We start from the raw sequence: 12,272 nt of genomic DNA, 5'->3' as shown, positions 1-12,272 counted from the left end.
GAGGGTAATGTGCAATAAATGGCTAGTGAGAGTGGAGTAAATCTGCAACTATTTGGATAAGAATTTCTCTTTGACCTATCGTGTAACGGCGGTTTCTGGCCTCTTTCTCTACAATGAAGTATTGGGGTGACAACATGTCACCGTGCAATAGACTCACTTGTTCTTTAGGCAGAGGTTCGGTTCTCAGAGTGGGGATACTATTACAAACACCGGCCTCTACCGCGGGTAAAAACGCGATACTTCCCATGGTCATCAGGTGGCAGAACCATGCCTCTCGACTGCCGACTTTATCGACACTCTTAAGCTCGATTCTAGCATTGCGGCAGTACATTTCTAGCGGATCAATCTTATCATTAAACCCCTTACTTTCGAGGTATAAGAATGGTTGCTGAGCTATCTGTTCTAAAGTGATATTAGGCATGTGTTGCCAAATAGGATGCTGCACTCTCGCAGCAAGATGCACACTATCGAGCGTTCCCAGTAGCTCACACTCCAACTCCGAGGCATTTGATGTGTCAAAGCCGATACCAAAATCCAGCTCACCATTATGGATCTGCTCTGCAGTAGTACTATCCCAGCAGTGTAAGCGGATTTTCCCCATCGCCTCTTGCTCTGCATGTTCACTAATTGCCACTGCTAAGCTACTCATGATGCTCTGAGTAACTGCGATATTGAGTGACGGTATTTGAGCTATTTCATCTTCGTCAAAAGCGACTTGTTCGAGATGGTTAACAGCTCGGTAAAAACTGCAGATAGGTTCATATAAAGCCTCGGCTAAAGGGGTGGGCTTTAGCCCCTGCTGGCGGCGATAAAAAAGCTCATCGTTAAACGTAATACGCAGTTGAGTTAAGCAGCGACTCACTTTAGGGGCCGATACTTGCAGCGCAGTTGCTGTCGAATTTGCATGACCATTCTCATACAAAGTCTTAAACACGATAAGGCAGAAAATATCTAACTCAGAGAGCTTTTTTAGCGAGTCATTTAACATGATGTATAACGTCTAATTGAATACTTAGTTATAGGTATAGCATAGCGATAGGCGGGAAAGCGTGCTCCACGCTGTTGCTGACAAGTTAAAGTTCAATAACTTGGCTTAGGTCACAGCGCGAAAAAACAGCAGATATAAATATGAAGTAAAACAGCACTAGATAGTTAAACTAGTTCACTAGTCAATGACTAGTACACAACCACAAAGCAGTAAGCGAATTACGGCGTGATCAACTTAAGATTATATTGAAATAACCAAGCAGCCCATTTCCATCAGTCATCACTGACTCATAGCAAAAGGAATAACTCAACAGTCGATCTCTGTGGTTGAGAGTGTTCGGCTTTGACCTACTAATAGTTGCGGCTCAAGCACTATTTCACCAACAGAAATACGATGCAGCCCAATAACGGGGTTGCGAAAGCGTCCAAACATACGTTTTATTTGATGATATCGACCTTCCATTAACGTTACCAAAGCAGTATGACTATCAATAATTTCGAGCTTGGCTGGTAAGGTGGTGATGTCTTCAAACTCAAAGTACATCCCGTCATGAAACGCTTTTATATAGCTTTCATCTATGGGATTTTTCAGTTTTACTCGGTAAATTTTCGCCACCTTATGTTCTGGCGACATTAACCGCTTTGACCAACGGCCATCATTGGTTAGCAGCAGTAAGCCTGAAGTATTGAGATCTAACCGGCCGACAATATGTAACTGATGTTTGCCGGGGTGGCTTAGTAACTCGATTACCGTTTTATGCTTATCATCGACGGTTGCACTCACCACTCCTACAGGCTTATGCAGCATCAGGTAGCTTGGTTCATTTGCTTGCAGCACTTCGCCTTCTAGCGTGATATGGCAAAACTCATCAACAATCTGATCGATATCTCTGGCTATCTCACCATCTACTTTAACTAGCCCTTTAGCCAGTAGCACTCTGACATGCTTGCGGTTAATCCCTTTGGTTGCACTAATAAATCTATCTAATCGTGCGCGTTTAGATTGCATAATATTATCCGTTTAACGGCACAATTTTATAAGCACAACGCCTGGCACCTTCGATAATATGCTCCTCTCGGCTAATACTGGCATCTTGTGCTAATAGTCCTTGAAACAGTTGTAACTCAGAGCGGCAAAAGTTAAGGCATGAAGACGCGGCTGCGCAAATGGGGCAATGATTTTCGAGTAGCCAATAGACACCGCCTGTGCTTTCGACACTGGCCATATAACCCTCTTCTGTGCGCAGTTTAGCAAGTGCGGCTAACTTGGTGGGTAGGTCTTTAGCATCAGCTAAGGCTGCTTGATAAAGCTTAAAAGAGGCATCTTCTCTATGGGCGATAAGTTGCTCTAAACCCTGATCGCCAAAAATCGTTTTTACAGAGTCAATCAACTGCACGGTGAGCTCTTCGTGGCGATCGGAAAAGTGGCTATTGCTCTTACTGGTCAATGACCAATAGCGAGTGGGTCTTCCTCGAGTCGCTTTACGGTCTTCAAAGATCAGATCATTGCTCTGCTCTAATGATTGTAGGTGCTGCCGTACACCCATGGTGGTCAGCCCTAATTCTGTTGCTATCACCTTGGCGGTCAGTTCGCCTTGCGTCTTCAACATCTGCAATATTTTGTCGCTGGTTTTCATAGTTTCCCCTTAACGCTTAGTGCACATTATTACCCAACCAGCTTTTAAGTAAACTTTTTTCTTTACTTTATTATGTAAAGATATTACTTTACATAAAACTTAATAAACAAAAAGGTTTACTTAAATGGAATTAGTTATTGTTAGCGGAAGTCAAAGAAAGGACTCGCAAAGCGCCAAAGTTGCTCAATACTTAATGCAACAGATCCAGCCGAGTCATACAGTGAAACACATTGAACTTTGCCAATATCAACTGCCTTTTTGGGACGGCGATCCCGAGAGTAAAACAACCGATGGCAGTCGCTGGCCGTTTATCTCACAACAGGTAAAACGTGCAGATGCACTAATACTGATCACCCCTGAGTGGGGCGGGATGGCATCGCCTCTCATTAAGAATTTTTTGTTGATGTGTGATAACCAAGAGACGGCACATAAACCTGCATTGCTGGTGTCGGTAGTCAGCGGCATTAGTGGCGCATACCCAATAGCAGAATTGAGAATGAATGCGCTAAAGAACAATAAGTTGGTTGCAACACCTGATCACCTCATTATTCGCAATGTCGAGCAGGTATTAAATGCTGAACATGCCGTTGATGAGCGCGATAAGCACTTGCGTGAACGCATTAATTACAGCTTGCACATGTTAGCGCAATATAGCGATGCCTTAGCGCAGATCCGTATTAACCACCAAGCAACTCCCTACCCTAAACAGCAAGAGTACAGCTACGGCATGTAGCCTTATAGCAATATTAATCAGCAGCAAGGAGCACATTATGATGCACTTAGAACATTTAAATTTAGTGGTAAAAGATATTCCAACCGCATTGGCCTTTTATCAAGCCATCTTTCCTCACTGGAAAACCCGTGGCGGTGGCGTCAGTCAGTGGCATGGAGTGGATCGAAACTGGGTTCACTTTGGCGATGACTACCAATATTTGACCTTTAACGATGATGGTGTTGGCAACAACCGCGACCTAACTGGCCACCAAGTAGGCCTGGCCCACTTTGCCTTTGTGGTGGATGATCTTGATGGCGTTATCGCACGACTAGCCGCGATAGGCCATCCCGTCGATAAAGATGGCGCAGAAGATCCCTATCGCCGCAATGCCTATTACATTGACCCGGATGGTTATGAAGTTGAATTTGTACAGTACCTTAGTGATGTGCCTAGTGAGCGAAATCGCTACTGATAATTAAAGCAGCCAGAAATCACAGTGAGCCTGATCAACTCATTTTTCTGACCCATGAACTAGGTGCAACTCGCAGGATCCTGTGCAGTACTGCCCATGGCCAGCTCGGCACAAAACTATTAGCTTTTTCGGCCTCTATCGCTTTAACCATGGCGCGACAACCAACGTCGGTGTCGACGATAAAAGGCACCTTCTCGACATGGTCGTTGATTTCGCTACGGATAAACCCAGGGTGAATACAGCTGACACTAATTGGTGTGTGCATCACATCAATACGGATCCCTTCAGTCAATGAAGTCACCGCAGCTTTAGTCGCCGCATAGACAGTCATTGCCCGTCTAAAACCGCGCACAGCACTCACCGAAGAGATAGTCACCAAATGACCTGCGTTCTGCGCTCTAAAAATCTGCATCGCGGCTTCAGCTTGAGCGATTAATGCAACAAAATTGGTCTCGGCGGTTTGCTTGTTTGCCTCAAAGTGACCTGTGCCAATAGAGGCTCCTTTACCCATACCAGCATTAATGATAATCCTATCGATACTACCCAGCTCTTTGTTAAAGGCACCAAACACTTCGAATACTTGTTGGTGATTGGTGACATCCAGAGGTTTTATCGAGATTTTGATAGATGGGTTAATCGTTTCAAGCTCTATTTTCAAGGCTTCTAGCCTGTCCATTCGACGGGCACACAATGCCAAATTTCGGCCTTTATGGGCGAACTCTAACGCCATTCCTCGGCCAAGACCTGAACTGGCCCCGGTGATCAAAATTGTTTTTCTGGTTGTCATTTGATTCTGCTAGTAACTGTAATTTAACGCTAAGCTACTGTTGAATGCACAGAATGTAAACAGCTGTTTGAAGCTTAAATTGTGGCAAAGTGGCTCCTAAAAGATATCTTAAGCAAGCCAAATTGCAGCTGCAAACAACGAAGCATAGAATAGAAAACCAACGATGAAAGCGCTATTAAACGGATCCCTTTTCTGCACTTTTCGACGTTGAAAAAAGCTGGTTGGTGCTAAGGGGTAGCTGGTTTTACCAAAGGTGAAAATACGGATCACTACGGCGCCAGTGAAATACAAGATAAACGAAAGCACTAAGTCCCACACCACCCAAAACGCAAGTTCCATTGCAAATACAAACATCGCCTCTCCTTAGCTTCACAGATACTGGTTGAGGCTAAATTGATTAACTGCAGCTGCAGTTCCGTTGAAGAGCATGTGTTTACTAGCTCGGTGCCATGTGAAACAGAAAAACGCCAAAAGCACTAAAAAAGGTCACTCCGATAAATAACATCGTAGCTAACGTCTTCGATTGCGACACTGATTTTATTAGCGCAAATTCAGTCTGCATTTCCAGTAGGTCATTGAGCTCAAAACCGGCAGGTTTAGCTGTCGGTTGCTCTACTTTTACTATGTCAGTTATTGGCATATCACTACTCCTTGATGACCACAAAATGTTACCTAACCACCATGTTAATGTCAGGTTAAAGTTAATTAACATTACATTTACTCATTTATTTATTTTGAAATTATTTGAATGAGTGAAAAGGATGCATAGTTGATACGAAGGAATTCAGCGATTTACCGTAATTAGATTGAAAGGCGCTTACCAGAGTGGCTTTAAGTGCTATTTGATATTAGCTAAGCCGTGTGTTTACTGAGCTTTCGACTACAGTTGTTCGAAATGGAGTGAAAGGTAAATGGAGTATTTCACTATGATCTCGTACCACCATACATTAGCGCTAGTCGACAATAATTCAGTCGCCCAATTTGCCTTAAACAAAGCGCTGCAACTTGCCTGTAAAACCAAAGCTAAGGTCACCGCCTTAAAAGTGGAAAAGCCCTATAACAACTTCCTCAACCGCTTAGGTCTAATCCCCGATAATGCGCTCGATCCAATGCTGTTCGTCAATAAACTAATCAGTAAGTATCAACGCCTAGGTGTCGAAGTAGAGGTTAAGCAAATTAAAAACACCAAAGACCACATTGCAATTCTCAATGAGACCAATGCCAGCGACTATGATTTAGTGGTGATGAATAATCAGCACCACAACACTATAGTCAGTGAATTTGTGCCCAGTTGCGAGGACCACCTGCTGCGAGAAAGCAACCTACCGATATTAATCGTCGGTAATAAATCATGGCAAAGGCAAGGACACATTTTAACCGCACTAGAAACAGCCGAATCTAATATTGCCCATAGGGAGCTTAACCAAGATCTGCTTGAAGATAGCCAGCAACTTGCAAGCCTGCTGGAAAATGACATCCATCTGCTAAATTGTTACCAGCTGGAAAACTGGAGCATGTCCATCAAACGTGAGGCGAACTTCATTAGCGATGAACAGCAAAGAGATCAGTATTGGGGGCATTTGGTTGACTCAGCAAGAGCCTATCAATTAGAGAGTGACCATCTACATCTTGAGCAGGGGCTTCCCGATCACATCATTCCCGTCATCGCTAGTCGGTGTAATGCCAATTTGCTCGTGATTGGCGCAGGTGAACATCACGGCTTTATCAGCGATTTAAAAGGTCACACTTCTTCGGTAATCATCGATCAATTAAAGTGTGACATTTTAGCGATAAAACCCGTCAGCCACTAAATGAGTTAACTTCTGATTCACCACAGACATTACCCACACATAGGCGCAACTATCGACTAGTCAGCGTCTCTTTCACTTTGATTTTCTGCAACTATTGCAGATCCAGCTTGTGCCCAAAAATCGACCCTAAACTGGGTATCAGCTGACATTAACTCAACTTTATGCCAATACTGTGGTGGCGAGATAGCGGTTTGCCCGACTTCAATAATGAGCTCTTTTTCAACCTCAGCTCGCCTATCTTTAAAGCCGTAAAACTTGAGCTTGCCTTGCAGTACATGGATCTGCCCATATACACCCGCTTTAGTGTTATGTAGGTGCAGGAACATCTTCGGCACAGTGTCCTTATCAAATATCGGCGTTGATTTATAATTAACAAAATCTTTCGGTATCGTTGCCATAGTCTGTTTTAATCCCTTTATCATTATCACGCTTTGCTTCAATATAGCGCGATTAAGCCTGAGTTAATCAACTATATGCAAACTTAGGGCAATTGCTAGCAGAGCTAGCACCCAAGTATCAAATGAATGAGCCCCAATGAATTCTGAATACAGCTACACCACACAGTACACCTTAGATAAAAGTCACTTTAGCGAGTGCTTTGATGAATCAGTCATTATTGATACATCGATACGTGCATATCGAAAGGCGATCATCTTTACCCTTATTGGTGTGCTATTACTCCTAACAGGTATCAATGCTTATGCCTCTTGGTTTTTAATCGCTTTAGGGGTTTTAGAGGCGCTCAACATTCGTTATAAAAAGCCATGGTGGCTACTGCGCCAAATGATGAGTAAGGCGGCCAATAACGAAGTGACATTAACCATTGATACCAAAGGGATCTCTAATGATTCTTTCTATGTCAAAGGCACTATCCTTTGGCAAGATATTGTTTCAATCAAAGAGACTGAGCAAGGCTTTTTACTCAATCAAAGCAAAACCGTCAGCTACCTTTCCAAGCGTAGTTTAGATGACGAAGCCATTGCATTTGTCGTTAGCAAAAGTAGCCGCGAAGCGTGAGCAAGCTCATATTAATACAACTCAGCTTAAAAAATAATGTTCAGCTAAATTGCACTGTTTGATGAGTATTAGCATGCTGAATAAAGGCAAATCCTTAGCCAAAACGCTTGATTAAAAAACTGACATATTTTTTAACCTAACCACTCAATAATGAGTAAACTTTAGCTTATTCAGCAGCCTAAGATTTTTATCTGCAAGTGAATTTGCCAGGCCCGATAGAATCACAGTTGCAATGGCGTAAATGAGAGCCTTTGGTTGAACACTTTGTGACCTGTATCACTTTGCAACAAATCAACTTTAACCCCATGCTGCCATTAGCAAATAGTGATACTCTATATTCTCATTTGTTAATTTTGTAATCATAAGTCGATATCAATATATGCATTATTTATTGGCGCTAATCTTAAGTATTAGCTTCTTAACAACCACAGCCCATGCTAGCAACAGTAGTGAAGGCTGCGATAACAACAGCGACTGCATTGAAGTGGGTCGTTGGGATATTGGTATTGCTCTTGGCTATGGTGAGAAGTCTAATCCTCTTAAAGATTTTGATGATATTCCTCTTTACGCCATTCCTACCATTGCTTACTACGGTGATCAGTGGTTTTTTGATAATGGGAATATTGGTTACACTCTGACAGAGGGTGAGAACTATACGATCAATTTAGTCGGCACCTTTAGTACAGATCGTGCTTTCTTTTATCGTTGGGATCCCTCTAATATTTTTCTGCTAAAGGGAAATAGTGTCGAACGCGCAACGACCAGAGGTCCGACTATAATGGCCGCTAGTAGCGAGCCAGAAATCGACACCAGCGAGCTAGCAAACAGAAACTTTACCTATCTTGGCGGAGCAGAAGCTTTTCTTTACACAAGGTTTGGTATAGTTAAAGCGTCTGTTGCACATGATCTTTTTAATGTGCACAACGGAACAGAAGCTCAGCTAAAATGGTTGTACAATATTCCGCTAGACAGCTGGAATTTTGAGTTTGCAGCAGTGTTAGACTGGAAGAGCGAACAAGTCGTTGACTATTACTATGGTATCAGGGCGAGTGAAAGCCCTTATTGGAGCGAGAAGTATCAAGCGGAGTCAGCTTTGAATCAAAGTATCGAATTTACAGGACAATATGTGTTAACTGAGAATTGGAATTTACTGCTTGTTGCCCGCTATACCGACATTGCCGATGCAATTGTTGATAGTCCTCTAGTCGAGAAAGATTACACAACTACCTATTTTGTAGGCGCAGCATACAGGTTTTAATATCAGTGCTATCGCTAACTAAAAAATTATTTCTCTGTTTTATTTTCTGCTCAGTATTGAGCGGCTACGCTGTCGCTGATGAAGATGAAGAAGAACCATTGGCAGCAAGCCTAAGCCTATCTCCCGAGATTTGTATCACCAGTGCAGATGAAGAAACCTGCAATACTGAAGTTGTACTTGGGTGGGAATTGTTGCACGACCGCCCCATTTGTATCCTTTCTGATTACAAAGAACTAAAGAAATGGTGCAACAGTTCACCAGATGTTAACTCTTTAGCGGTAAATATCAGTGCAAACAAAGATATTCAGTTTGTCATGATAGACAAAGATACCCACGAGACGCTTGCGGGTGTAAAATTAAAAGTTACTCAAGCTTCGTCGCCTCAGGTTAGGCGTCGCTACCGCAACCCATGGAGTTTATTCTAATGACCAACTCTCAATCTACGCATAGAGTCCTACTCGTAGAAGATGATATTCGTCTGGCCAACTTGATCGTAGATTACTTAAAATCGCATGGAATGCACGTCGAAGTCGAACGTCGCGGAGATACTGTCTTAACCCGTCTTATCAACTATAAACCTGACATTATCCTGTTAGATATAATGCTGCCAGGCATGGATGGCTTAACACTTTGTGAGAAGCTTCCAGACTACTTTGCAGGCCCAATCTTATTGATGAGCGCATTAGGTTCAAACGAAGACCAAATAAAAGGCCTAGAACTAGGTGCAGATGACTACGTGGTCAAACCGGTCGATCCAGCGCTATTAGTTGCCAGAATTAATAACTTGCTGCGTCGTCAAGCTAAGCCACCTCAAGTTGAATCTCACTGCTTAAGCTTTGGTAAACTAAGTATCGATCCACACACTCAAGCCATTCGCTTAGGCGAGACTGAAGTTGATCTTACTAGTCATGAGTTTGAACTGTTATGGTTACTCGCTTCTCAAGCTGGTCAAGTGATGAGCCGCCAGTATATCTATCAGTACTTGCTAAATATCGACTTTGACGGTAAAGATAGAAAGATAGATGTGCGTATTTCGCGCTTGAGAAAGAAACTGGGTGACAACATCGAAACACCTTTTAGGATTAAAACGGTTTGGGGACAGGGATATCTATTCGCACCGGAAGCATGGAATAACTAACTTTCAAGTTAGCCACAAATGAAGCGTCTATTTTTAAGTTTATATCTATTATTAAGCCTAGGCTTTCTGGGTATAGGTTGGACGCTCGATAGTCTTTGGAAAAAGAATGTCGATCAAGAAGGTGCGCTAGACGCACCTTTAGTGGCTTTAGCGCAGGTGTTAAGCAAGCTGCCACACTCTGAGCGACATGAGATGCTCAAAAGCATCAATAACAATCCCAAATTCCCGCTAGCATTACTCGATGCCGATCAAGTTGCATTCTCAGAAGATCAAATGGTGCAAAATGATGCCGTGATCGCCACCCCCTATGATATCAACCATGAGTTACAATTTATAGCGGTAGGCGATCATATCCTAATGGCGGGGCCAATAGAGCTCGACCCCGACGCTAGTTTACGGGGCCTTTATAATATCTTCTTTTACTTGTCCCTAGCTTTTGTCGCCCTAATCTGGGTTTGGCCGCTGTCGAAAGATTTGAAAACCCTGCGTAATGCAACCAAGGAGTTTGGCCAAGCAAAGTGGAATACCCGCATTAAGCTGACTAAACGCTCTCAAGTATTACCACTAGCCACCACGTTTAATGATATGGCGGCCCACATCAGTGCGTTGATTGAAAACCAAAAGCATCTATCGAATGCTGTATCTCATGAAATACGAACACCGCTTGCTCGTCTTAAGTTTGCCCTAGCATTGATCCCACAATATTGTCTGCCGGAATCAGATCCCCAGCGCCGGCAAGCCTTTCTCGATGAGATGCAGCTCGATATCAAGGAGATGGAGAACTTACTGCAAGAGCTGCTTACCTACGCAAGCTTAGAGACCCAAAGAGAGGGGCTACAGTTTGAGCGTTGTGAATTAAACAGCCTTGCGAAACAAACCATTAGCCGCTTACAGACACATCATTCAACAACGATAGAGCTGATTGAAACAGAAACAGCCGCGCAAATTATGGCTGAACCGTCTTTGATTGAGCGAGCATTGCAGAACCTAATTACCAATGCCCAGCGCTTTTGCGTTGACAAAATAACAGTGGAAATAAGTGTTGAAGGTGAACAAGTTTTATTATCTGTGACTGATGATGGCGAAGGGATATTAGCGCAGGATCAGCTCAAAATTTTTGAACCCTTTTACCGCAGTGAAACCAGCACAAATGGCAATAAAGGTCATGGATTGGGGTTAGCGATTATCAAGCGAATCATGGATCGACATCAGGGGAAAGTTACGCTAAAAAGTCAGCCAGGTTTCACCCAATTCACGCTTATTTGGCACAAAAGATAGCACTACAATAAACGTAACAGGTAATCCATTAATCTAGTTTAAAATCCTTTGAGTCGAGTGACTCTTCTGGCAGTTCCTGAAAATCTAAACTCGGATTTACCTTCGCTCTTTCTTCAACCAATTGTGCCTTTCTCGCTTTTAACATTGCAAGTTGGCGGCGACGCTTACGTTGCTTACATAACCTAATAACATCAAATTTTTGCGCATCAGAAAACTCGAGCCACTTAAACCGTTCGTCTCGATTACGTAAACATCCTTTACAATATCCCCTCGCATCGCTTTGGCAAACACCAATGCAGGGACTGGGGATTTCAAAAAACTCTAACTGTTCCATACCCTAAACATATACTATGTAAGGATTAATACCAATTGCATTGGAAAAATTGCCACTGCCAATCTAACTAAAATGGCTATACTTAACCTTTAACCTAATACAGTCATCGCGCTAAGTGATTCAAAGTTGTAGGCTAGTAAGACAAAGGCGTTGCCACCTAAAATAAGAGGTTCGAGCATGAACAAACTAAAACGTATTCTATTCACCTGCGCAATATCAATACCGCTATTAGCCCAGCTTGGATGCAGCTCAACACCCAAAAATGATTATGATCTTAACTATAACTTTGCTCCGCTAAAGAGTTTTAGCCAAATTAACCCAGCACAAACGACGGATCCTCTAAGCGCCGCCAGAATACAGCAATCGATTGCAACAGCTCTTACAACTCAGGGCTTTGTTCAACAAGATGATAAGGCAGACTTCTTAGTCACTTATGGATTTAGGGTTGATGATAAGCCGAAGGATTCCGGTTTTTCTATTGGCCTAGGCGCGGGCTCATGGGGCAGTTCAAGTGGCGGCAGTATCGGTACCAGCGTTGATGTACCTGTAGGCAGTGATACGGCTAAAATTCAAACTATCCAAATTGATATTCTCGACCCACAGACAAAGCAGCTTATTTGGCGAGGTAGCGACAAATTCAGCTTCGATGATGGCGGTGAAAAAAAAGCCCAAGAGACCAATGCCACAGTTAGCAAAATTTTGGCGCAATTCCCCCCCAAGAAAGAGCAGTAATACCAATCAGTATAAAGATTTGATCGCTCAGCGAGAGTTTAGCGGTTTTGAGGAAAGTTAATGAGTGAAGGCCATAGTTGCTCTACGTTCAAGTTCATTAACGCAG

The 12,272-nt window shown here is 43.0% G+C and carries 17 protein-coding genes; 9 read left to right on the top strand and 8 right to left on the bottom strand.

The features are described from left to right. Nucleotides 1-22 precede the first annotated feature (22 nt). The 3 genes from AB4135_RS09535 to AB4135_RS09525 form a co-directional block, all read right to left on the bottom strand. Nucleotides 23-988, bottom strand: a complete 966-nt coding sequence (locus tag AB4135_RS09535; RefSeq protein ID WP_371992348.1) for a LysR family transcriptional regulator — start codon at nt 986-988, stop codon at nt 23-25. A gap of 306 nt (nt 989-1,294) precedes the next feature. After that, nucleotides 1,295-1,996: a pseudouridine synthase gene (locus tag AB4135_RS09530; RefSeq protein WP_371992346.1), complete on the bottom strand. Its 702-nt coding sequence runs from the start codon at nt 1,994-1,996 to the stop codon at nt 1,295-1,297. 4 nt (nt 1,997-2,000) lie between these two features. Then, nucleotides 2,001-2,624: a helix-turn-helix transcriptional regulator gene (locus AB4135_RS09525; RefSeq protein ID WP_371992344.1), complete on the bottom strand. Its 624-nt coding sequence runs from the start codon at nt 2,622-2,624 to the stop codon at nt 2,001-2,003. A 124-nt stretch (nt 2,625-2,748) separates the two neighbouring features. Here AB4135_RS09525 and AB4135_RS09520 point away from each other — a divergent pair, with 124 nt between their 5' ends. Then, nucleotides 2,749-3,357 carry an NAD(P)H-dependent oxidoreductase gene (locus AB4135_RS09520; protein WP_371992342.1) on the top strand — a complete coding sequence of 203 codons (609 nt, stop codon included), beginning with the start codon at nt 2,749-2,751 and terminating at the stop codon, nt 3,355-3,357. Nucleotides 3,358-3,394: 37 nt separating this feature from the next. Next, the gene (locus tag AB4135_RS09515) at nt 3,395-3,811 is read left to right on the top strand and encodes a VOC family protein (RefSeq protein ID WP_371992340.1); all 417 of its coding nucleotides are present in this window, start codon (nt 3,395-3,397) and stop codon (nt 3,809-3,811) included. A 34-nt stretch (nt 3,812-3,845) separates the two neighbouring features. Here the strand turns inward: AB4135_RS09515 and AB4135_RS09510 are convergent, their stop codons facing one another. The 3 genes from AB4135_RS09510 to AB4135_RS09500 all read right to left on the bottom strand — a co-directional run bounded on the left by AB4135_RS09510 (nt 3,846) and on the right by AB4135_RS09500 (nt 5,238). Then, on the bottom strand, nt 3,846-4,598 hold the full coding sequence (locus AB4135_RS09510; RefSeq protein WP_371992338.1) for an SDR family oxidoreductase: 753 nt from the start codon (nt 4,596-4,598) through the stop codon (nt 3,846-3,848). Between the two features lie 108 nt (nt 4,599-4,706). Continuing rightward, nucleotides 4,707-4,952: a hypothetical protein gene (locus tag AB4135_RS09505; RefSeq protein WP_371992336.1), complete on the bottom strand. Its 246-nt coding sequence runs from the start codon at nt 4,950-4,952 to the stop codon at nt 4,707-4,709. A gap of 82 nt (nt 4,953-5,034) precedes the next feature. Beyond that, nucleotides 5,035-5,238 (bottom strand): hypothetical protein, encoded by a 204-nt coding sequence (locus AB4135_RS09500; RefSeq protein ID WP_371992334.1) that lies wholly within the window; start codon nt 5,236-5,238, stop codon nt 5,035-5,037. A 271-nt stretch (nt 5,239-5,509) separates the two neighbouring features. Here AB4135_RS09500 and AB4135_RS09495 point away from each other — a divergent pair, with 271 nt between their 5' ends. Beyond that, nucleotides 5,510-6,409: a universal stress protein gene (locus AB4135_RS09495; RefSeq protein WP_371992332.1), complete on the top strand. Its 900-nt coding sequence runs from the start codon at nt 5,510-5,512 to the stop codon at nt 6,407-6,409. Between the two features lie 56 nt (nt 6,410-6,465). Here the strand turns inward: AB4135_RS09495 and AB4135_RS09490 are convergent, their stop codons facing one another. Beyond that, nucleotides 6,466-6,807, bottom strand: a complete 342-nt coding sequence (locus AB4135_RS09490; RefSeq protein WP_371992404.1) for a DUF1971 domain-containing protein — start codon at nt 6,805-6,807, stop codon at nt 6,466-6,468. A gap of 136 nt (nt 6,808-6,943) precedes the next feature. Here AB4135_RS09490 and AB4135_RS09485 point away from each other — a divergent pair, with 136 nt between their 5' ends. The 5 genes from AB4135_RS09485 to AB4135_RS09465 all read left to right on the top strand — a co-directional run bounded on the left by AB4135_RS09485 (nt 6,944) and on the right by AB4135_RS09465 (nt 11,100). Beyond that, nucleotides 6,944-7,426: a YcxB family protein gene (locus AB4135_RS09485; protein WP_371992331.1), complete on the top strand. Its 483-nt coding sequence runs from the start codon at nt 6,944-6,946 to the stop codon at nt 7,424-7,426. Nucleotides 7,427-7,805: 379 nt separating this feature from the next. Next, nucleotides 7,806-8,684, top strand: a complete 879-nt coding sequence (locus AB4135_RS09480) for a MipA/OmpV family protein (RefSeq protein WP_371992329.1) — start codon at nt 7,806-7,808, stop codon at nt 8,682-8,684. Nucleotides 8,685-8,740: 56 nt separating this feature from the next. Continuing rightward, complete coding sequence (locus AB4135_RS09475) at nt 8,741-9,109, top strand: DUF3019 domain-containing protein (protein ID WP_283105655.1); 369 nt, start codon at nt 8,741-8,743, stop codon at nt 9,107-9,109. Beyond that, nucleotides 9,109-9,822 (top strand): response regulator, encoded by a 714-nt coding sequence (locus AB4135_RS09470; protein WP_020911068.1) that lies wholly within the window; start codon nt 9,109-9,111, stop codon nt 9,820-9,822. The genes AB4135_RS09475 and AB4135_RS09470 overlap by 1 nt, the downstream gene beginning before the upstream one ends. A gap of 18 nt (nt 9,823-9,840) precedes the next feature. Next, a complete protein-coding gene (locus tag AB4135_RS09465) occupies nt 9,841-11,100 on the top strand; it encodes an ATP-binding protein (protein WP_371992326.1) in 1,260 nt (419 codons plus the stop codon). A gap of 28 nt (nt 11,101-11,128) precedes the next feature. Here AB4135_RS09465 and AB4135_RS09460 read toward each other — a convergent pair whose 3' ends face one another. Beyond that, nucleotides 11,129-11,434, bottom strand: a complete 306-nt coding sequence (locus tag AB4135_RS09460; RefSeq protein WP_371992324.1) for a DUF1289 domain-containing protein — start codon at nt 11,432-11,434, stop codon at nt 11,129-11,131. Between the two features lie 177 nt (nt 11,435-11,611). On the opposite strand from AB4135_RS09460, the gene AB4135_RS09455 reads away from it, so the two are divergent. Then, nucleotides 11,612-12,166: a DUF4136 domain-containing protein gene (locus tag AB4135_RS09455; RefSeq protein WP_371992323.1), complete on the top strand. Its 555-nt coding sequence runs from the start codon at nt 11,612-11,614 to the stop codon at nt 12,164-12,166. Nucleotides 12,167-12,272 lie beyond the last annotated feature (106 nt).

It is taken from the genome of Shewanella sp. 10N.286.54.B9 (assembly GCF_041468565.1).
Classification (GTDB): domain Bacteria; phylum Pseudomonadota; class Gammaproteobacteria; order Enterobacterales; family Shewanellaceae; genus Shewanella.
This window is presented reverse-complemented; position numbering and strand designations above follow the sequence as displayed.

Excerpts from the sequence above, each read along its gene's own strand:
- AB4135_RS09535 (WP_371992348.1), bottom strand. The coding sequence starts at position 988 with ATGTTAAATGACTCGCTAAAAAAGCTCTCTGAGTTAGATATTTTCTGC.
- AB4135_RS09530 (WP_371992346.1), bottom strand. The coding sequence starts at position 1,996 with ATGCAATCTAAACGCGCACGATTAGATAGATTTATTAGTGCAACCAAA.
- AB4135_RS09525 (WP_371992344.1), bottom strand. The coding sequence starts at position 2,624 with ATGAAAACCAGCGACAAAATATTGCAGATGTTGAAGACGCAAGGCGAA.
- AB4135_RS09520 (WP_371992342.1), top strand. The coding sequence starts at position 2,749 with ATGGAATTAGTTATTGTTAGCGGAAGTCAAAGAAAGGACTCGCAAAGC.
- AB4135_RS09515 (WP_371992340.1), top strand. The coding sequence starts at position 3,395 with ATGATGCACTTAGAACATTTAAATTTAGTGGTAAAAGATATTCCAACC.
- AB4135_RS09510 (WP_371992338.1), bottom strand. The coding sequence starts at position 4,598 with ATGACAACCAGAAAAACAATTTTGATCACCGGGGCCAGTTCAGGTCTT.
- AB4135_RS09505 (WP_371992336.1), bottom strand. The coding sequence starts at position 4,952 with ATGTTTGTATTTGCAATGGAACTTGCGTTTTGGGTGGTGTGGGACTTA.
- AB4135_RS09500 (WP_371992334.1), bottom strand. The coding sequence starts at position 5,238 with ATGCCAATAACTGACATAGTAAAAGTAGAGCAACCGACAGCTAAACCT.
- AB4135_RS09495 (WP_371992332.1), top strand. The coding sequence starts at position 5,510 with ATGGAGTATTTCACTATGATCTCGTACCACCATACATTAGCGCTAGTC.
- AB4135_RS09490 (WP_371992404.1), bottom strand. The coding sequence starts at position 6,807 with ATGGCAACGATACCGAAAGATTTTGTTAATTATAAATCAACGCCGATA.
- AB4135_RS09485 (WP_371992331.1), top strand. The coding sequence starts at position 6,944 with ATGAATTCTGAATACAGCTACACCACACAGTACACCTTAGATAAAAGT.
- AB4135_RS09480 (WP_371992329.1), top strand. The coding sequence starts at position 7,806 with ATGCATTATTTATTGGCGCTAATCTTAAGTATTAGCTTCTTAACAACC.
- AB4135_RS09470 (WP_020911068.1), top strand. The coding sequence starts at position 9,109 with ATGACCAACTCTCAATCTACGCATAGAGTCCTACTCGTAGAAGATGAT.
- AB4135_RS09465 (WP_371992326.1), top strand. The coding sequence starts at position 9,841 with ATGAAGCGTCTATTTTTAAGTTTATATCTATTATTAAGCCTAGGCTTT.
- AB4135_RS09460 (WP_371992324.1), bottom strand. The coding sequence starts at position 11,434 with ATGGAACAGTTAGAGTTTTTTGAAATCCCCAGTCCCTGCATTGGTGTT.
- AB4135_RS09455 (WP_371992323.1), top strand. The coding sequence starts at position 11,612 with ATGAACAAACTAAAACGTATTCTATTCACCTGCGCAATATCAATACCG.